The following is a 19,877-nucleotide window of genomic DNA, read 5'->3' as shown; positions in this document are numbered from 1 at the left end:
CTCTCCCGGTCGGCCCGACCGGACCGGACGTACCTCCCGCTCGCCGCCCTTCCGTATTACTGGAACAAGTTCTACTGTGCCCCTCGATCCGGCAACCGACGGGCCGTCAGCATCCTGCGCCCCTCGGCCCGGACGACCGGACCGGACGAACTGGAGGGGCCGTGCACCTCGAATACACCCCCGAGCAGCAGCAGTTGCGCGCCGAGCTGCGCACATACTTCGCCGAGCTGGTGCCGGGCCACGCCCCGGCCGGCCACGGCTCCGAGGCCGCCGGAGACGCCCCCCTCACCGGTCCCGCCGCCCAGAAGCGCTTCTACCGTGAGACCGTACGCAGGTTGGGCGCCGACGGCTGGCTCGGTGTCGGCTGGCCCAAGGAGTTCGGCGGGCGCGGCCTGTCCCCGACGGAACAGTTCATCTTCTTCGACGAGGCGGCCCAGGCGGGCGTGCCGCTGCCGCTGATGGCGCTGAACACCGTCGGCCCGACGATCATGCAGTTCGGCACCGACGAGCAGAAGGCCTACTTCCTGCCCCGGATCCTCTCCGGCGAGATCGACTTCGCCATCGGCTACAGCGAACCGGACGCCGGCACCGACCTGGCCGCCCTCAAGACCCGCGCCGTACGCGAGGGCGACGAGGAGAGCGGGCACTACGTCGTCAACGGGCAGAAGATCTGGACGACCAACGGCGACACCGCGGACTGGGTATGGCTCGCCGTGCGCACCGACCCGGAAGCCCCGCCCCACAAGGGCATCACCATGCTTCTCGTCCCCACCAGCGACCCCGGCTACTCCTGCACCCTGATCAACACCCTCGCCTCGCACGACACCACCGCCAGCTACTACGAGAACATCACCGTCCCGGCCTCCCGCCGCGTCGGCCAGGAGAACAAGGGCTGGCGGATCATCACCAACCAGCTCAACCACGAACGGGTCACCCTCGCCGCCCACGGCACCATGGCCATCCGCGCGCTGCACAACGTCCAGCGCTGGGCCGCCGACACCAAGCTCACCGACGGCCGCCGGGTCATCGACCTGGGCTGGGTGCGCGGACGGCTGGCCCGCACCCACACCCGACTCGACGCCATGAAGCTGCTGAACTGGCAGATGGTCGACGCGCTCCAGCAGGGCACCCTCACCCCGCAGGACGCCTCCGCGGTCAAGGTCTACGGCTCCGAGGCCCGCCGGGACGCCTACGCCTGGCTGATGGAGATCGTCGGGTCCGCCGGCCCCCTCAAAGAGGGCTCGGCCGGTGCGGTGCTGCACGGCGAACTGGAACGCGGCTACCGCTCCGCCGTCATCTTCACCTTCGGCGGCGGCAATAACGAGATCCAGCGCGAGATCATCTCGTGGATCGGCCTCGGAATGCCCCGCGTACGGCGCTGAACCGCTGCGACGAGGCTTTTTCTCGGCGCACGGTCACCCCAGCCGCGGGCCAGGATCCACGGCCGCACGAACCGCGAGTACCTGCGCTTGAACCCGCTGCGGCCGGTGTCATGGATGCTCACGCCCGTGAGGCGCGGTGATCTGACGAATGGCCGGTGAGCCCGCCTGGAGACGGCGACCGTGCTGGTCGCGGTCCTCGACGAGTGGCTGTGACCGGCCCTTTGGCCCCCGGCGCCTGAGTTTCAGCCTGTGATGGGGTGGCACTCCGAGCCGGGTGGCGGACCGTCCAGAAGGCGAAGTGCATCAGCAGCGGCCGGTGAGAGCGCGGAGTCCCGCAGCTCGGACAGGGGTATCCACCGCGTCGCGTCGGTCGAGCCGTCGGCCTCCGTTACCGCCGGCGCCCCTGCCTTCAGATCAATGGCGTAGAACAGCGCCACGAGGTGCCAATTCACCTCGTGCCGTGGAACGGCATACGACCGCACGTCGAGCAGCCGGGCATCAAGGAGCTCAAGTCCCGTCTCCTCGCGAAGCTCACGCGCGAGTCCCTCCATGGGTTGCTCGCCGTAGTCGATCCCCCCGCCGGGCAAGTGCCACAGCCCTGGAGTGAAGATCGGCGAAGCCTCCGACAGGCGAGTCAGCAGGAGCCGCTCGTCCTCGATGGCGATCGCGTAAGCCGATACCCGGGTCTGCGCACGAGCAGTCAAGGTTCCCTCCCCACTTCAAGGCCAACGGCCGGGAAACTCCGGCCCGGCCAGGATCCACTTCGCGACAGGTCCTACGCGACCGTCCCACCGATGCCCCGGAGTGTGATGGGCACAACAGGGAATCAACGCAGGCCGGGCGCAACCTTTCCGCGCTACCGGTGGTCCCACCCATGGTCGCAAAAAATTCAGGCCCTCGTCTTGAGGCCGACACCTCCTAGGAGCAACCCCGCCATGCCCGAGACGGGCCTCAGATCCGCCCCGCGCTTCAGCATCATCGTTCCCGTGTACAACGTGCAGGGCTTTCTTCGCGCGTGCCTGAACTCGTTGCTGGGGCAGGACTTCACCGACTTCGAGGTCATCGCGGTCGATGACCACTCGCCGGATCGGAGTGGTGACATCCTGGCGGAGTACGCTGCCCGCGACCCGCGGGTGATCACCGTGCGCCATGAGGAGAACCGTGGCATCGGCGCGGCCCGCAACACGGGAGTGGAACGCGCCGGCGGGGACTATCTGTTGTTCCTCGACAGCGACGACACCCTCACTTCGGGCGCGCTGCAGGCCATGGCCGACCGCCTGGGCGCATCCGAGGACCCGGACCTCCTGCTCTTCGACCATGTGCGTACGTATTGGTGGCACGCGGTCAAGCCGAGTGCCGCTCGCGAACTCCTCTCGGAGGCCGGGGCGGAGGTGTTCAAGCCCGCTGAGCGCACCGAGTTCCTGCAGATGTTCGCGGTGGTGTGGAACCGGGCGTTCCGGCGCGACTTCTTCGTGGACAACGGTTTCCGCTACACCGACGGGCTCTACGAGGACGCCCTCATGGTCTACACCACCATGCTCACCGCCGAGCGTGCGGTGTGCCTGGAGCATGCCTGCGTCGAATACCGCCAGCGCCGCCACGGCAATTCCATGAAGACGCCGGGCCGCAAGCACTTCACCATATTCGAGCAGTACCAGCGGCTCTTCGAGTTTCTCGACAGCCGCCCGGACCTGGACCACCTGCGGCCGCTCTTCTTCGAGCGAATGGTCAGCCACTTCCTCTTCACCGGCGCGCGGGAGAGCCGGGTCCTCGTCGAGGACCGGCCGGAGTTCTTCCGTCGCGCCGCAGCGATGTACCGGCGGCACAAGCCCGCCGGATTCACCCCGCCCGAGGAGGTCGACGCCCTTCAGTTCCAGGCACTGGAACGCGGCTCCTACCGCGCTTTCCAGGCCCTGAATCTGATGAGCCGTACCCGGAAGAGCGGTGAGCAGCGCTGGCGCAAGGCCCAACGCGCCATGAGCAAGCGTGCCTCGTCGGCCTTCTACCGGATGCAGCTGAGCCGCCCCCTCGACCCCGACCTCGCGGTCTTCAGCGCGTATTGGAACCGCACCCCGGCCTGCAATCCGCTCGCGATCTACGAGAAGGCCAAGGAACTGGTTCCGCACCTGCACGGTGTGTGGGTCGTGCGCGAGGACCTCGTGGACACCGTGCCGGACGGCATGGACCACGTCGTCGTCAATACCCAGCGGTACTGGGAGGTGATGGCGCGCGCGAAGTACTTCGTCAACAACGTCAACTTCGCCGACAATGTGGTCAAGCGCAAGGGCCAGGTCCATCTCCAGACCCACCACGGCACCCCGCTCAAGCGCATGGGGATCGACCAGCAGAAGTACCCGGCCGCCGCCAAGGGAATGAGCATGAGCAAGCTGCTCGAACGCGCCGACCGCTGGGACCTGTCGGTCTCGTCCAACCAGCACACCACCGAGCAGTGGGAGCGGGTCTACCCCTGCAGCTTCGAGTCGATCGACGCCGGCTACCCGCGCAATGACGTCTTCTTCCGGGCAGGTGCCCAGGAGGTGCTCGACATCCGTGCGCGGCTGGGGATCGCGCCCGGCAGCACAGCGGTCCTTTACGCCCCGACGGTGCGCGACTACCAAGTCGGCTATGTGCCGCAGCTGGACCTGGAGAGGCTCACCAGGGAACTGGGCCCGGACTTCGTCCTGCTGGTCCGCACGCACTACTTCTACGACCAGGACCCGCACCTGCAGAAGCTCCAGGAGCAGGGTGCGCTGATCGATGTCTCCCGGCACCCTTCGGTGGAGGAGCTGTGCCTGGCCGCGGATGCGCTGGTCACCGACTACTCGTCGATCATGTTCGACTACGCCAACCTCGACCGGCCGATCATCAACTACGCCGTTGACTGGGAGACTTACGTCCGCTCCCGGGGCGTCACCTTCGATCTGCTCTCGGGAAAGCCGGGAGAGACCCCCGGCATCACCGCCACCCATGAGGACGAGCTGATCGAGGCGTTCGTCAGCGGACGCTGGAAGGGCGCCGAAGCCACCGAGCTGCGTGCCGCGTTCCGCGCGCGTTTTTGCACGTGGGACGACGGCCGCGCCGCCGAGCGGGTGGTCCGCCGGGTATTCCTCGGCACCGAGGACCTGAGCCCCGCCCCGCTTCCGCAGTCCGGGCGCACCGTCGCGCCCGCTCCGCACGAAGCCGCCCTCATGGCCGACGGCACCGTCCTCACGCACGCGGCGGACAACTCTCCCGGCCGGCCCGAGGTCGAGTTGACCAGCTGACCGAGTGCCGCGCCGGTCCGGGCTCCCGGGCCGGCGCAGCGCCACGGCGGTCAGCGCGCCCTGCCCACCGGCCGACGGCCGGACCGGGTCTTTCGTACGGCAGGGTGCCGCGCGCATGATGCAGATGAGCCCTTGCCGGGTCGAGAATGGGAGCACGTCGAGGAGAGGGCGGGCCGCAGCCCGCCGGACCCTGAGGCACCCGGCGTCAGTGCAGGTCATCGAGGTGTTCCGGGGACGGCTACGGTCAGGCGTCGCATCCGGCAGCGGGAGGTGTGGTCAGTGGCAGGCGACCCGGGGCTCTTCGGGCCCCGCTCCGTGACCTGGCAGATGCACAGCGATCCGATGATGTGGGTCGCGGGTGTCCGTGCGCTGTACCTCCAGGCGCTGCACCCCCGTGCGGTGCGCGGTGTCGTCGAGAACTCGGACTTCCGGAGGGACGCCTGGGGCCGGCTGATGCGGACCGCCCGATTCGTCGGCACCCTCACCTACGGCACCACCGACGCCGCCGAACAGGCCGGTACCAGGGTCCGCCGCATCCACCGCAGGCTGTCCGCCGCCGACCCGGCCACCGGCGAGCGCTACGGCGTCGACGATCCGGATCTGCTGCTGTGGGTGCACTGCGCCGAGGTGGACTCCTACCTGCACGTCCTGCGCCGCTCCGGTTACCCGGTCAGCGACGCCCACGCCGACGCCTACCTCCGCGAGCAGCGCGAGAGCGCCCGGCTCGTCGGCCTCGACCCGGCCGGCGTGCCCGGCAGCCGGGCCGCGCTCGCCGCCTACTTCGCCCGCGTACGGCCCGAGTTGGCGCTGACCCCCGAGGCCCGTGAGGTGGACGATTTTCTGCGCAGGCCACCGGTCCCGGCGCCTCTGGTGCCGGCCCGCGCCCTGCTCTGGCAGCGGGTGGCACGGCTCGCCTACGGCGCACTCCCGGCGTATGCCCATGAGCTGTACGGGCGCCCCGCGCCCCCGTCCGCAACCGTCACCCGTCGGCTCCGCGCCACCGGCCGCCTCCTTCGCGCCATTCCCCCCACGGTCCGCTGGCAGCTCCCGCCCCGGCACATCCCGCACGCCGTCGCACGACTCGGCCCCGATACCCGCCCAGCGCCCTACAAGCTCCGCGGTTCCGCCGCCATACTGGACGGGCAGGACACGCAGGGGGAACTGCGCGGCTGACCACGGGGGACGGGGGCGGCGATACACGGTGGTGGAAAACAGACTGATCCAACAGCGGTACCGGCTGCTCGACACCATCGGGCGGGGCGGCATGGGGGAGGTGTGGCGGGCCCGCGACGAGTCGCTGGGCCGGCAGGTCGCGGTCAAATGCCTCAAGCCCATGGGGCCGCGGCACGAACCATCGTTCCTGCAGGTGCTGCGCGAACGGTTCCGCCGCGAGGCCCGCGTCGCCGCCGCGCTCCAGCACCGCGGCATCACCGTCGTCCACGACTTCGGTGAGGACGACGGCACCCTCTTCATCGTCATGGAGCTGCTCAGCGGCCGTAACCTCAGCCAGCTGCTGGACGACAACCGCCGCCAGCCGCTGCCGATTCCGGACCTCGTCGAGATCGCCGAGCAGGTCACCGCCGCGCTCGCCTACACCCACGAACAAGCCATCGTGCACCGCGATCTGAAGCCGGCGAACATCGTCCGGACCGCCGACGGCACGGTCAAGATCTGCGACTTCGGTATCGCCAGGCTCGGCCACGACATCGGCTTCACCGCCCGCCTCACGGGCACCGGCATCGCCATGGGCAGTCCGCACTACATGTCGCCCGAACAGATCGGCGCCCACGGCGTCGACCACCGCAGCGATCTCTACTCCTTCGGCTGTGTGCTGTACGAGATCGCCACCGGTGTGCCGCCGTTCGACCTGGGCGATGCCTGGGCGGTGCTCGTCGGGCATCGCGATCTGGAGCCGAAGCCGCCCCGTACGCTCCGTCCCGACCTTCCCGAGGCCTACGAGCGCATCATCCTCGAACTGCTCGCCAAGGACCCCGACGACCGCCCCAGGGACGCCGACGAGCTGGGCAAACGCCTCGTCGACGGCCGCCATCCGCACCCCGGGCCGGGCGCCGCTGCCCGCCCGGACGATCTGACGGTGCCCGCCCGGAGGCTGCCCTCCTGGACCCGCGGCATGACCGCCGGCTCCCCGGCCCGCCCCGCCCGGTGGCCGCACGGGTACCCGTCGGACCGGGCCGCCACGGTCCTGACCGACACCTGGACCGGCGGGAGAGAGCCACAGCGTGGCGACGTGTCCCCAGCCGCGGGCATCGCCAGCCCGGCTCCGCCGGACGACCGCCGCGCCACCCTCGCCGCGCTGACCGGCCGGCACACCGCCGCGCTGAACCTCGGCCGGCTGGGCCGCTGGGAGGAGGCGGGCGAGGCGCACCGTGCGCTCGCCGCGGAACGCGAGCGACTCCTCGGCCCCGACCACCCCGACACCCTCACCAGCCGTCTGGAGGCCGGCCATGCCCTGAGCCGTCTCGGCCGGAGCTTCGAGGCGCATCAGATCTACGCCGAGGTGCTGGCGGGCCGTGAACGTGCCCTGGGCCCCGACCACCCCGACTCGCTGAGCTGCCGCCACCATGTCGCGCTGAACCTCGGTCGGCTGGGACGGCTGGAGGACTGCCGCGCCATGGCCCGGGAGGTGGCCGACGCCCGCGCCCGAGTGCTCGGCGCACACCACGCCGACACTCTGGCCACCTGTTGCGAACTCGCGCATGTGATGGGCAAGTTGGGCGGGTGGAGGGAGGCGCTGCACATCTACCGGGACGTCGCGGTGGCGCGCACCGCCTCGCTCGGCCCCGACCACCCCGACACCCTCGCCGCCCGCTACGAGGTCGGCATCGGTCTCGGGCGGCTCGGCCGGAACGCCGAAGCGCTGGAGCTCTACCGGGACCTGACCGCGGCCTGCACCCGTGCCCAGGGCGCGGACGATCCGGAGACGCTGCGCGCCCGGCACGGCCTGGGCGTCAACCTCGGACGGCAGAACCGCTGGCAGGAGGCGCTCGTGGAGGCCCGTGAAGTCGCCGCGGCCCGCGCCCGGGCGCTCGGTCCCGACCACCCCGACACCCTGGTCAGCCGCCGGGAGACCGCCGTGGCACTCGGCTGGCTCGGCCGCTGGGACGAGGCGCTGGACCTCTACCGCGAGGTCGCGGACGCCCGCGAACGGGTCCTGGGCGCCGCCCATCTCGACGCGCTCGCCAGCTACGCCGACTTGGCCCAGTGCCTGGAGCAACTGGACCGTGCGGACGAGGCGGCCGCCCTCCACCGCCGGGGCGCGGAATTGCGCCAGGAGCGCGCCGAACGCCGGCGGTAGGGGGCGGATCGCGGTTCACCGGATGCGCCGGGGCGGCCCGCGGCGACCCGGTCAGTCCGGGGTGACGCGGTAGAGCACCGTGCTGTGCGGCGGCACCTCGCGCGCCACGATCGTGTCGCCGCCGCGGCTACGACGGCCGCTGACCAGATCGTGCAGCCGGTAGGAGTCCGCCTCCGGCAGTCCGGCCGCTTCGGCCGTGACCGACAGCGTCCGTGGCGCGCCGCCCGAGTTGAACAGGGCGATCGCCCGGTCGCCGTTCTTCAGCGGCTTGGCCAGTACCGCGGAGCCGTCGTCCTGCTGTACGACGGTTCCCTGGACGCCGAGCGTGTCCTGGTCGACGGCGATGACCTTCTTGTTCCCGAGCACCTTGCGCGCCGCCGGGGACAGGTGGTCCAGATCCGTGCTGGAGATCAGCGGAGCGGCCATCATCGCCCACAGCGACATCTGGCTCTGCATCTCCCGCTGCGTCAGGCCGGTGTCGCCGGCCAGCAGGAAGTCCGGGTCGTTCCAGCGCCCCGGACGCTGGAGGCCGGCCAGCCGCGCGTTGTAGCGGAAGTTGTAGACGATGGAGGACCACTTCGCCTCCGGTGTGCTCTTCTGCAGCGCCACATCCCGCCCGCCCCGCCACAGATTGCCGAGCTCGGCCGACCAGTCGATGACCCGGTGCCAGACGCTGTCGCCGTCGAACTGGAAGTAGGCCGGTGCGGACACCGAGAAGGTGATCGGGCGGCCGGTGGCCCGCAGCGCACGGCTCATCTGCCCGTACAGATCCCGGTAGGTCTCCTCCTTGGTGTGCCCCGACGCGACGGGCACATTGCAGCCGTCCGCCTTGACGTAGTCGACCTTCCAACGGGCGAACAGCTCGGCGTCCTGCTGAAAATGGCCAAGACTGCCCGGGTATTTCTCACAGGTGAGGGTGCCGACATCCTCATAGATCCCGAACTTCAGCCCCAGCTCGTGCAGCTGCCGCCCGAGGTAGGCCATGCCGTGCGGGAACTTCGCCCGGTCCGCCGTCAGCTCGCCCTGGGGGCCGCGCTGTCTGCCCATCCAGCAGTCGTCGACGGTGACGGTGCGGTAGCCGCGCCGCGCCAGCCCCGAACGGACCAGTGCGCGCGCATTGTCGAGGACGGTCTTCTCGTTGATGTCGCACATGTAGTAGGACCAGTTGTTCCAGCCCATCGGGGGTCTGGGGGCCAGATTCGGATACCCGCCGGCGGCGTGCCGGGCGCCGGGCGCACGGCCCGTACCGGGGGCGGCGGAGGCGGGCGCGGGGGACGCGAGCAGCCCGGCCGAGCAGGCGGCGACGGCGGTGAGTCCGGCGAAGGTGCGGCCGATGCGGGGTACCGACGAGTGGGACACGGGTCACCTCACGGGTGGGCGGGACGGCCTGAGGAGAGGACGGCGGGCGCGGTGCCGGGGCGGAGCACGGCCGGACGCTAGGAGCAGCCCCCTGCCCGGTCAAGAAGCCGCACCGACCTGGGCGAAGGTTTCAGCCGCCTGCACCTGGCGACCGAGATCACCGCGTGCTACCAAGGGGCATGCCGGAACGGACTTCGTATGACGCGGTCATCGTCGGTGGCGGGCACAACGGACTGGTGGCCGCCGCCTATCTCGCACGCGCCGGGCGCAGCGTGCTGGTGCTGGAGCGGCTGGACCACACCGGTGGTGCCGCCGTGTCGACCCGGGCATTCGCCGGGGTCGACGCCCGGCTGTCCCGTTACTCCTACCTCGTCAGCCTGCTGCCGCCGAAGATCGTGCGGGACCTCGGTCTGCGCTTCGCGGTCCGCAAACGCACCGTCTCCTCCTACACCCCCGTCGTCCGCGACGGCCGCCCCACCGGTCTCCTCGTCGGCGGCGGCGAGGACCGGACCCGTACCGCCTTCGCCGAACTCACCGGTTCCGACCGGGAGTTCACCGCATGGCAGCGCTTCTACGGCACCACAGCGCGCCTCGCCGAACGCGTCTTCCCCACCCTGACCGAGCCCCTCCCCACCCGCGCCGCGCTCCGCGCCACGGTCGACGACGACGCCACCTGGCACGCCCTGTTCGAACGTCCCCTGGGGGAGGTGGTCGAGGAGACCTTCACCGACGACCTGGTCCGCGGTGTGGTGCTCACCGATGCCCTCATCGGCACCTTCGCCACCGCCCACGATGCGTCCCTGCGTCAGAACCGCTGTTTCCTCTACCACGTCATCGGCGGCGGCACCGGCGACTGGGACGTCCCCATCGGCGGGATGGGCGCCCTCACCGACGCACTGGCCGACGCCGCCCGCGGCGCCGGGGCGGAGATCGTCACCGACTGTGCGGTGACCGGTATCGCCACGGACGGCCGGACCGCGGAGGTGACCTGCGACCAGGGCACCGTCGGCGCCCGCCGGGTCCTCGTCAACGCCGCCCCGCGCGAGCTGGCCCGCCTGCTGGGCGAGGCCCCGCCGCCGCCCGCCGAGGGCGCCCAGCTCAAGGTCAACATGCTGCTGACCCGGCTGCCGCGGCTGCGTGACACCCGCGTGGATCCACGGGAGGCGTTCTCCGGCACGTTCCATATCGCCGAGGGCTACGGCCAACTGGAGAGCGCCTACCAGCAGGCGGCGTCCGGCACCCTCCCTGCCTCCCCGCCGTCCGAGATCTACTGTCACTCCCTCACCGACCCCTCGATCCTCGGCGCCGACCTGGTCCGCCAGGGCTACCAGACGCTCACCCTGTTCGGGCTGCACGCCCCCGCGAGCCTGTTCACCGCCGACAACGACACCACCCGCGACCGCCTCCTGACGGCCACCCTCGCCGAACTGGAGCGCCACCTCGCCGAACCGCTCGCCGACTGCCTGGCCCACGACGCCGACGGCCGCCCCTGCATCGAGGCCCGTTCCCCCCTCGACCTGGACCGCGAACTCGGCCTGCCGGGCGGCAATATCTTCCACCGCGATCTGGCCTTTCCGTACGCGGACCCCTCGGACGAGGCCCTCGGCGACGCCCCGTCCGCCCCGGCCCGCTGGGGGGTGGCGACCACCCACCCCAACGTTCTCCTGTGCGGTGCCGGCGCGGTACGCGGCGGGGGAGTGAGCGGTATCCCGGGGCACAACGCGGCGATGGCGGTGCTGGAGGAGGAGTGAGGGGCGGGGACCGGCCGCCCCGGCGTCGTCCCGGGACGGCCGGGGGGCGCCGCCGCCCGTCCCGGGGCCCGGCGCCAAGTTTCTGACGCCGCATCAGAATCTCTCTTCCCTCGTACGGCCCGCTGCGGCATCCTTCGCCCCATGCAGACGGAGCTGAGCAACACGCTGGGAGTCGAGCACGCCGTCTTCGGGTTCACGCCCTTCCCCGCGGTCGCCGCGGCGATCACCCGGGCCGGCGGGTTCGGGGTGCTCGGCGCGGTCCGCTACACCGCGCCGGACGAGCTGGCGCGCGACCTCGACTGGATGCAGGAGCACACCGAAGGGCTCCCGTACGGGCTCGATGTGGTGATGCCCGCCAAGAAGGTGGAGGGCGTCACCGAGGCCGAGGTCGAGGCGATGATCCCGGAGGGGCACCGCCGCTTCGTCACCGAGCTCCTCGACAAACACCAGGTGCCGCGGCTCGCGGAGGGCGAGGCGTCCGGCTGGCGGATCACCGGGTGGATGGAGCAGGTCGCCCGCAGCCAGCTCGATGTGGCCTTCGACTATCCGGTCAAGCTGCTGGCCAACGCCCTCGGCTCCCCGCCGCCCGACATCATCCGGCGCGCCCACGACCACGGCATCCTCGTCGCCGCGCTGGCCGGCAGTCCGCGGCACGCTCTGCACCACAAGGCCGCCGGAATCGACATCGTCGTCGCCCAGGGCTACGAGGCGGGCGGGCACACCGGCGAGATCGCCACCATGGTCCTCACCCCGGAGGTGGTGGCCGCCGTCGACCCGCTGCCGGTGCTCGCGGCGGGCGGTATCGGCACCGGTGAGCAGATCGCCGCCGGGCTCGCCCTCGGCGCACAGGGCGTCTGGCTGGGCTCGCTCTGGCTGACCACGGAGGAAGCCGATCTGCACTCCCGGCGGCTGACCGCGAAACTGCTCGCCGCAGGTCCCGGCGACACCGTCCGCTCCCGCGCCCTGACCGGCAAACCCGCCCGCCAGCTGCGCACCGCATGGACCGACGCCTGGGACGAACCGAACGGCCCGGGCCCCCTCCCGATGCCGCTGCAGGGGCTGCTGGTCGCCGAGGCCAACTCCCGTATCCAGCGGCACGAGGTCGAGCCGCTGCTCGGCACCCCGGTCGGCCAGATCGTCGGCCGGATGAACAGTGAACGCAGCGTACAGGCCGTCTTCGACGACCTCACCCGTGGCTTCGAGCGGGCCATCGACCGCATCAACCGCATTGCCGGACGCGCCTGATCACGAGGAGGACTGCGGAATGACCCAAGACTCCCCACCGCCCAACGGCTTCTGGGCGCAGGCCACCGCCGACCCGGACCGTACCGTCCTGATCGCCCCGGACGGCGAGGAGTGGACCGCGGGCCGGCTGCACGCCGCGAGCAACCAACTGGTCCACGGGCTGCGCGCGGCGGGCCTGCGGCGCGGCGACGCGTTCGCCGTGGTCCTCCCCAACGGCGTCGAGTTCTTCACCGCGTATCTCGCCGCGTCCCAGGCCGGTTTCTACCTCGTCCCCGTCAACCACCACCTGGTCGGCCCGGAGATCGCCTGGATCGTCGCCGACTCCGGGGCGAAGGTGCTGATCGCGCACGAGCGGTTCGCCGAGGCGGCCCGGCACGCCGCGGACGAGGCAGGGCTGCCGGCCTCCCACCGCCATGCCGTCGGTCACATCGACGGTTTCCGGTCGTACGCCCAACTCCTCGACGGGCAGCCGGAGTCCGCACCCGGGGACCGCACACTGGGCTGGGTCATGAACTACACCTCGGGCACCACCGGACGCCCGCGCGGTATCCGCCGCCCGCTGCCCGGCACCGCGCCCGAGGACGCCTACCTCGGCGGATTCCTCGTCATCTTCGGCATCACCCCGTTCGACGACAATGTCCATCTGGTCTGCTCGCCGCTCTACCACACCGCCGTCCTGCAGTTCGCCGGTGCCTCGCTGCACCTCGGCCATCGCCTCGTCCTGATGGACAAGTGGACGCCGCAGGGCATGCTGGCGCTGATCGACGCGCACCGCTGCACCCACACCCATATGGTGCCCACCCAGTTCCACCGGCTGCTCGCGCTGCCCGAGGAGACCCGCGCGGCGTACGACGTGAGCTCGATGCGGCACGCCCTCCACGGCGCCGCACCCTGCCCCGACCACGTCAAACGCGCGATGATCGACTGGTGGGGGGACTGCGTCGAGGAGTATTACGCGGCCAGCGAGGGCGGTGGCGCTTTCGCGACCGCCGAGGACTGGCTCAAGAAGCCCGGGACGGTCGGCAAGGCCTGGCCGATCAGCGAACTGGCGGTCTTCGACGACGACGGAAACCGGCTGCCCGCGGGTGAACTCGGCACCGTCTACATGAAGATGAGCACCGGCGGCTTCCGCTACCACAAGGACGAGGGCAAGACGAAGAAGAACCGGATCGGTGACTTCTTCACCGTCGGCGACCTCGGGTACCTGGACGCGGACGGATATCTCTTCCTCCGCGACCGCAAGATCGACATGATCATCTCGGGCGGGGTGAACATTTACCCCGCCGAGATCGAATCCGCCCTGCTCGGCCACCCCGCGGTCGCCGACGCCGCCGCCTTCGGCATCCCGCACGACGACTGGGGCGAGGAGGTCAAGGCCGTCGTGGAACCCGCCGAGGGCCAGGTGCCCGGGCCCGGGCTGGCCGCCGAGATCCTGGCCCACTGCGCGCGGCAACTGGCCGGCTACAAAAGGCCGAAGACGGTCGACTTCATCACCGTCATGCCACGCGACCCCAACGGCAAGCTCTACAAGCGCCGGCTGCGTGACCCGTACTGGGAGGGGCGGGAGCGCGCCGTGTAGCGGGTGCCCCGGTGCCGGGTGCCGGGTGCCGATGCCCGGTGCCCGGACAGCCGGCGGACAACACGCCCGCGGGCGGCCGCCGTCCCCGAACTCCGGTCAGGTGGCTTGACCGGCGATGAGGGGCGGCCGAGGATCGCGCCATGACGCAAGCGCGGAGCAATACGGTCGACGGAGTCCTGCGGCGCAGCGCCCGCCGGGTGCCCGGGCGGACTGCGGTGCGGTACGCGGACCGGGCCTGGACCTATCGCGAGCTGGACGACGCGGTGACCGCCGCGGCGGGGGTACTGCGGGCGGCCGGCCTCCGGCCCGGAGACCGGGTGGCCTCCTACGGCCACAACTCGGATGCGTATCTGATCGGTTTCCTGGCCTGCGCCCGCGCCGGACTGGTGCATGTGCCGGTCAACCACAGCCTCACCGGCGAGGATCTGCGCTACCTCGTGGAGCAGTCGGGCAGCTCACTGGTGCTCACCGACGCCGCGCTCGCGCACCGGCTGCCGGACTCCGTACGCACCATGCCGCTGTACGGGGCGCCCGACGGGCTGTTGGAGCGGCTCGCGGCCCACGACGAGCCGGCCGACGCCGAGCCGGCGACCGAGGTGTCCGACGAGGCCCTCGTCCAGCTTCTCTACACCTCGGGGACCACCGCGCTGCCCAAGGGCGCGATGATGACGCACCGTGCCCTGGTACACGAGTACACCAGCGCGGTCGTCGCCCTCGACCTGAAGGAGACGGACCGGCCGCTGCACTCGCTCCCGCTCTACCACTCCGCGCAAATGCATGTCTTCCTGCTGCCCTACCTGGCGGTGGGCGCGGAGAACACCATCCTGGACGGGCCCGAGCCGGCACGGATCTTCGACCTGGTGGAAAAGGGCCTGGCCGACAGCCTGTTCGCACCGCCGACCGTGTGGATCGCGCTCTCGAACCACCCCGACTTCACCGCCCGGGAGCTGAGCGGGCTGCGCAAGGCCTACTACGGTGCCTCGATCATGCCGGTGCCGGTCCTGGAGCGGCTCCGCGCCCGGCTGCCCGGACTCGCCTTCTACAACTGCTTCGGGCAGAGCGAGATCGGGCCGCTGGCCACCGTGCTCGGCCCCGGCGAACACGACGGCCGGATGGACTCCTGCGGGCGGCCGGTGCTGTTCGTCGAGGCGCGGGTGGTGGACGAGGAGGGCCGGGAGGTGGCGGACGGCACCCGGGGCGAGGTCGTCTACCGCTCCCCGCAGCTGTGCACCGGCTACTGGGACAAGCCGGAGGAGACCGCCGAGGCGTTCCGGGACGGCTGGTTCCACTCCGGGGACCTCGCCGTCCGTGACGCGGAGGGCTATTTCACGGTGGTCGACCGCGTCAAGGACGTCATCAACTCCGGTGGTGTACTGGTCGCCTCGCGCCAGGTGGAGGATGTGCTCTACGAGCATCCCCAGGTGGCCGAGGTCGCGGTCATCGGGCTGCCGGACGCGCGCTGGATCGAGGCGGTGACCGCGGTGGTCGTACGGCGTACGGACGGCACGGGCGGTGCCGGGGACGAGGACGGCGGCGAGGCGGTGGGGGAGCAGGAGCTGATCGCGGCGGCCCGCGCCCGCCTTGCGCCGTTCAAGGCGCCCAAACGGGTGATGTTCGTGGATGCGCTGCCGCGCAACGCCAGCGGCAAGGTCCTCAAGCGTGAGCTGCGCGCACGGTTCGGCGCGCCCTGAGCCGGGCCCGGCACGGCGTGCGTGAAGGGCGGTTGTCAGTGCCCCCTGCCATGCTGAGAAACGGCGGGAAACAGCCGTGAAAGTTCACGATCCGTGCGACGGAGGACCACCCATGCTGACGACCAACTACGTCCCGGGCACACCGAACTGGCTCGACCTCGGGGCCCCCGACATCGACGACGCCGTCTCCTTCTACAGCGCCGTGTTCGGCTGGACCTTCCAGTCGGCCGGCCCGGACGCCGGCGGGTACGGCTTCTTCCAGCTCGACGGCAAGACGGTCGGCGCCGTCGGCCCGCTGACGGACGAGGGCGCGCGCTCCGCCTGGACGGTGTATTTCCAGACCCCCGACGCGGACGCCACGGTCAAGGCGGTGGAGCAGGCCGGCGGGTCGGTACGCGTCCCGCCGATGGATGTCTTCACCGCGGGCCGGCTGGCCGCCTTCACCGACCCGACCGGCGCCGATTTCGCCGTCTGGCAGCCGGGCGACGTCAAGGGCCTGGAGGCGGTCATGGAGCCGAACACGCTGTGCTGGACGGAGCTGTACACCACCGATGCGGCCGCGGCGAAGGAGTTCTACCGCTCGGTCTTCTCCTGGGGCTGTCAGGACATGCCGATGGGCGGCGACCTGATCTACTCCGTCATCTCCGCGCCGGGCGGCGGCAAGGGCGACGACACCGGGCACGGCGGCATCATGCAGCTGCCGAAGGAGAATCTGCAGGCCGGTTCGACATCGGAGTGGCACCCGTATTTCGGTGTGACCGACTGCGACGCCACCTTCGCCGCGGCCACCGACCACGGCGCCACGACCCTGATCCCGCCCACCGACGCCCCCGGCGTCGGCCGGCTGGCCATGCTCAAGGACCCGGCAGGAGCCCCGTTCGCGCTGATCAAGGGAGACCCGACGATGAGCTGAGCCGACCCCGCGTCCTGCCCGTGCCTCGCGGGTGCGGCGAGCCGGCGGCGCCCGGCCGCGAGGGGGCCGCGCCTGCCCGTCTGCCCGCCGGGCCCGCCCGCCGGTGCGCACAGGCCGCGAGCCGTCGCGTCGGCGCGGCAGGTTCCCCGCGCCGCGCAGCCAAAAATGCCGGACCCGCAACGGTCACCAGCGCCTATCGTCCCCCGGAGCAGTGGGACGGATGAGGGAAGCATGAGGGACGCATGACCGCAGGACGGAGCGCGGACGCGGTGGGAGCGGAGCGGCAGGAGCGGCAGGAGTGGTGGACGGCTTCGGGAGTCCGGCTGCGCCAGGTCACCTCCGGTAACGGGCACGGGAACTGGCTCTTCGTGCCCGGCGGACCAGGACTGGGCTCCGAGTCCCTGCTCGGCCTGGTGGCGGCGGCCCGGGTCCCCGGAGCCGCCTGGCTGGTCGATCTGCCCGGCGACGGCTCCAACCGTGGACTTCCGGCGATTCCCGCAGATCCCTACGCCCACTGGCCGGGAGCCCTGCTGGAGGCCGCGCAGGCGCTGGACGAGGTGGTGATGGTCGGCCACTCCACCGGGGGCATGTTCCTGCTGTCCGTCCCGGAACTCGCGGCACATCTCCGTGGCATGGCGCTGATCAGCAGCGCACCGCACGCCGGCTGGCGTCCCGCCTTCGCCCGCTACGCACAGGACCACCCGCTCCCCGGCGTCGACACCGCCGCCGAGCGCTACGCCCGGCAGCCGGACGACCGGACCCTGCGTGCCCTGACGCTCGCCGCCGCGCCATGGAACTTCAGCCGGTCCGCGTCGGCCGACGGCCGGGCGCTCCTTACGGACCTCCCGTACTGCCATGACGCGGTGGCCTGGGCCGACGCCCATTTCGACGACAGCTACCGGGCCCGCTGGACACCACGGGCCCTGCCGACGCTGATCGTCAGCGGCGACCGGGACCACATCGTCGACCAGGGGCTCTGGCAGGACGGGCCGGGCTTCCACGGGCCGCACATCCTGCACCGCCCCATCGCGGAAGCCGGCCATTTCCCCTGGATCGAGAACCCCGAGGCCGTCCGGGCGGCCTTTGCCGACCTCGCCGACCTCGCCGGCCGCCCGGACCCGGCGGGCTGAGCGGCCCATCGGCCGCGCCCTGCCCCGCCGAACCTCCCGCGGGATTCCGGCCTCCACCCCCCGGCGAACGGGCCCCGGAGGACGGCCGGCCTTGCTCCTACGCCTTGTCCCGCGGCCGGGCGTCCACAATGCGCTTGATCTTGCCGACCGAGCGCTCCAGGGTCTCCGGGTCGACGATCTCGACCGCGACCGAGACCCCGATCCCGTCCTTGACACCGCGTGCGATCAGCCCGGCGGCGACCGTGCGCACCTCAGGGGTCGCGCCGGGCCGGGCCTCGGCGCGCACGGTCAGCCGGTCCATCCGGGCCTCCCGGGTCAGCTTCAGCTGGAAGTGCGGGGCGACGCCGGGCGTCCGCAGCACGATTTCCTCGATCTGCGCGGGGAAGAGATTGACCCCACGCAGAATGATCATGTCGTCGCTGCGTCCGGTGATCTTCTCCATCCGGCGGAAGGCGGCGCGTGCGGTACCGGGCAGCAGCCGGGTCAGATCACGGGTGCGATAACGGATGACCGGCATCGCTTCCTTGGTGAGCGAGGTGAACACCAGCTCGCCGTGCGCACCGTCCGGCAGCACTTCACCGGTGATCGGGTCGACCACCTCCGGATAGAAGTGGTCCTCCCAGATGTGGAGCCCGTCCTTGGTCTCCACACACTCCTGCGCGACGCCGGGGCCCATCACCTCCGACAGGCCGTAGATGTCCACGGCGTCGATCGCGAACCGCTCCTCGATCTCACGGCGCATCTCCTGCGTCCAGGGCTCGGCGCCGAAGACGCCCACCTTGAGCGAGGTCGTACGGGGATCGATGCCCTGCCGCTCGAACTCGTCGAGCAGCGTGAGCATGTAGGACGGCGTGACCATGATGATCTCGGGCCGGAGGTCCTGGATGATCTGCACCTGCCGGCTGGTCATTCCGCCGGACGCCGGGACGACCGTGCAGCCGAGCCGCTCCGCGCCGTAGTGGGCGCCCAGACCGCCGGTGAACAGGCCGTATCCGTACGCGATATGGACGGTGTGGCCGGGGCGCCCGCCGGCCGCATGGAGGGAGCGGGCGACGACATCCGCCCAGTGCGACAGATCGCGCTCGGTGTAGCCGACGACCGTCGGGCGGCCCGTGGTGCCGCTGGAGGCATGAATGCGCCGCACCTTCTCCTTCGGGACGGCGAACATCCCGAAGGGGTACTGGGCGCGCAGATCATCCTTGACGGTGAACGGGAAGCGGGCGAGATCGCCGAGCGAGCGGCAGTCCTGGGGATGCATCCCGGCCCGGTCGAAGGACTCCCGGTAGAACGGGACGTGGTCGTAGGCATGCTGCAACGAGGCGCGCAGCCGGGTCAGTTGCAGGGCGTGCAACGCGTCCGCGGAGAGTCGTTCCGCCTCATCGAACGTTTCACTGCCCGTAGCCGTTTCCGGCATGGAGTTCACCGCCTCGTTTCCCTACCGATCATTCGGTAGCCACATGCTGATCCAAGTAATCAGCGCGCGGCGAACACGTCAAGGGGCGTGGCGCAGACACCTCCCGGGTAGCGTCCGGCACATGAGTGACGTCCAGAAAGTGCAGGTCGGTGAGGTCCAGCTGGCGTACCGGGTGTGGGGAGAGGAGGACGCGCCCCCGGCCGTGCTGTTGCACTGCCTCGGGGAGGACGGCGAGGACTGGCGCGGTGTCGTCGGCCGGCTCGCCGGCACCCATCGGGTCTACGCCGTCGACCAGCGGGGCCATGGGCTCAGCGACTGGCCCGGTCAGTACGGCTTCGAACGGTGGCGGGACGACGCGATCGGCTTCCTGCAGGCGCTCGGCCTGGAGCGGGTGACCCTCGTCGGGCACTCACTGGGCGCGGTGGCCGCACTGCTGCTGGCCGCGGAGCGGCCCGAGCTGGTGGACCGGCTGGTCCTGGAGGAAGCGGTTCCGCCGCTGCCCGCCGACCCGCCGCAGGAGGCGCCGGAGCAGCCGGCCGGTCCGCAGCCGTTCGACTGGCAGGCCAAGCTCGCGGTGGTGGCGGAGCGCAATGCGCCCGACCCCGTGTGGTGGGAAGCGCTGGAGAAGATCACCGCACCGACCCTGGTCATCGCCGGCGGCGAGTCCGGCCACATCCCTCAGGAACACCTCGCCGAGCTGGTCGAGCGGATCCCCGATGCCCGCCTGGTGACGGTGGAGGGTGCCGGTCATCTCGTCCACGAGGAGCGCCCCGGAGAATTCCTCGCCGCGGTCAACTCGTTCCTCGCGCCGCACTCATAGGCTGCCGGGCGGCC

14 protein-coding genes are annotated in these 19,877 nt (G+C 71.2%); 11 read left to right on the top strand and 3 right to left on the bottom strand.

The genetic code is table 11. From position 1 onward, the window contains the following. Positions 1-161 precede the first annotated feature (161 nt). The gene (locus ACWGI6_RS10730; protein WP_453267156.1) at positions 162-1,382 is read left to right on the top strand and encodes an acyl-CoA dehydrogenase family protein; all 1,221 of its coding nucleotides are present in this window, start codon (positions 162-164) and stop codon (positions 1,380-1,382) included. Between the two features lie 242 nt (positions 1,383-1,624). Here the strand turns inward: ACWGI6_RS10730 and ACWGI6_RS10725 are convergent, their stop codons facing one another. After that, the gene (locus tag ACWGI6_RS10725; protein WP_453267155.1) at positions 1,625-2,086 is read right to left on the bottom strand and encodes an NUDIX hydrolase; all 462 of its coding nucleotides are present in this window, start codon (positions 2,084-2,086) and stop codon (positions 1,625-1,627) included. Between the two features lie 231 nt (positions 2,087-2,317). Here ACWGI6_RS10725 and ACWGI6_RS10720 point away from each other — a divergent pair, with 231 nt between their 5' ends. The 3 genes from ACWGI6_RS10720 (at position 2,318) to ACWGI6_RS10710 (ending at position 7,961) form a co-directional block, all read left to right on the top strand. Then, positions 2,318-4,645 (top strand): bifunctional glycosyltransferase/CDP-glycerol:glycerophosphate glycerophosphotransferase, encoded by a 2,328-nt coding sequence (locus ACWGI6_RS10720; RefSeq protein ID WP_453267154.1) that lies wholly within the window; start codon positions 2,318-2,320, stop codon positions 4,643-4,645. 327 nt (positions 4,646-4,972) lie between these two features. Continuing rightward, entirely contained in the window at positions 4,973-5,818 is an 846-nt protein-coding gene (locus ACWGI6_RS10715; protein WP_453267287.1) for an oxygenase MpaB family protein, read from the top strand. A gap of 28 nt (positions 5,819-5,846) precedes the next feature. Beyond that, positions 5,847-7,961 (top strand): protein kinase domain-containing protein, encoded by a 2,115-nt coding sequence (locus tag ACWGI6_RS10710; protein ID WP_453267153.1) that lies wholly within the window; start codon positions 5,847-5,849, stop codon positions 7,959-7,961. Positions 7,962-8,012: 51 nt separating this feature from the next. Here ACWGI6_RS10710 and ACWGI6_RS10705 read toward each other — a convergent pair whose 3' ends face one another. Beyond that, a complete protein-coding gene (locus ACWGI6_RS10705; RefSeq protein ID WP_453267152.1) occupies positions 8,013-9,320 on the bottom strand; it encodes a glycoside hydrolase family 27 protein in 1,308 nt (435 codons plus the stop codon). A gap of 179 nt (positions 9,321-9,499) precedes the next feature. Between ACWGI6_RS10705 and ACWGI6_RS10700 the strand changes: the two genes are divergently transcribed. The 6 genes from ACWGI6_RS10700 to ACWGI6_RS10675 all read left to right on the top strand — a co-directional run bounded on the left by ACWGI6_RS10700 (position 9,500) and on the right by ACWGI6_RS10675 (position 17,629). Further along, positions 9,500-11,071: a phytoene desaturase family protein gene (locus ACWGI6_RS10700; RefSeq protein WP_453267151.1), complete on the top strand. Its 1,572-nt coding sequence runs from the start codon at positions 9,500-9,502 to the stop codon at positions 11,069-11,071. Positions 11,072-11,212: 141 nt separating this feature from the next. After that, positions 11,213-12,316, top strand: coding sequence for an NAD(P)H-dependent flavin oxidoreductase (locus ACWGI6_RS10695; protein ID WP_453267150.1), 1,104 nt, complete (start codon positions 11,213-11,215; stop codon positions 12,314-12,316). A 19-nt stretch (positions 12,317-12,335) separates the two neighbouring features. After that, positions 12,336-13,895, top strand: a complete 1,560-nt coding sequence (locus ACWGI6_RS10690) for an acyl-CoA synthetase (protein WP_453267149.1) — start codon at positions 12,336-12,338, stop codon at positions 13,893-13,895. A 140-nt stretch (positions 13,896-14,035) separates the two neighbouring features. Then, entirely contained in the window at positions 14,036-15,586 is a 1,551-nt protein-coding gene (locus tag ACWGI6_RS10685; RefSeq protein ID WP_453267148.1) for a fatty acyl-CoA synthetase, read from the top strand. A gap of 112 nt (positions 15,587-15,698) precedes the next feature. Further along, a complete protein-coding gene (locus ACWGI6_RS10680) occupies positions 15,699-16,499 on the top strand; it encodes a VOC family protein (RefSeq protein ID WP_453267147.1) in 801 nt (266 codons plus the stop codon). A 242-nt stretch (positions 16,500-16,741) separates the two neighbouring features. After that, positions 16,742-17,629 carry an alpha/beta fold hydrolase gene (locus ACWGI6_RS10675; protein WP_453267146.1) on the top strand — a complete coding sequence of 296 codons (888 nt, stop codon included), beginning with the start codon at positions 16,742-16,744 and terminating at the stop codon, positions 17,627-17,629. A 97-nt stretch (positions 17,630-17,726) separates the two neighbouring features. Here ACWGI6_RS10675 and paaK read toward each other — a convergent pair whose 3' ends face one another. Beyond that, a complete protein-coding gene (gene paaK, locus ACWGI6_RS10670; protein ID WP_453267286.1) occupies positions 17,727-19,043 on the bottom strand; it encodes a phenylacetate--CoA ligase PaaK in 1,317 nt (438 codons plus the stop codon). 121 nt (positions 19,044-19,164) lie between these two features. Between paaK and ACWGI6_RS10665 the strand changes: the two genes are divergently transcribed. Beyond that, positions 19,165-19,863 (top strand): alpha/beta fold hydrolase, encoded by a 699-nt coding sequence (locus tag ACWGI6_RS10665; RefSeq protein ID WP_453267145.1) that lies wholly within the window; start codon positions 19,165-19,167, stop codon positions 19,861-19,863. Positions 19,864-19,877 lie beyond the last annotated feature (14 nt).

This window comes from Streptomyces sp. NPDC054786, from assembly GCF_053611685.1.
The sequence above is the reverse complement of the archived record's forward strand: the minus strand, read 5'-3'. Positions and strand labels throughout refer to the sequence as shown.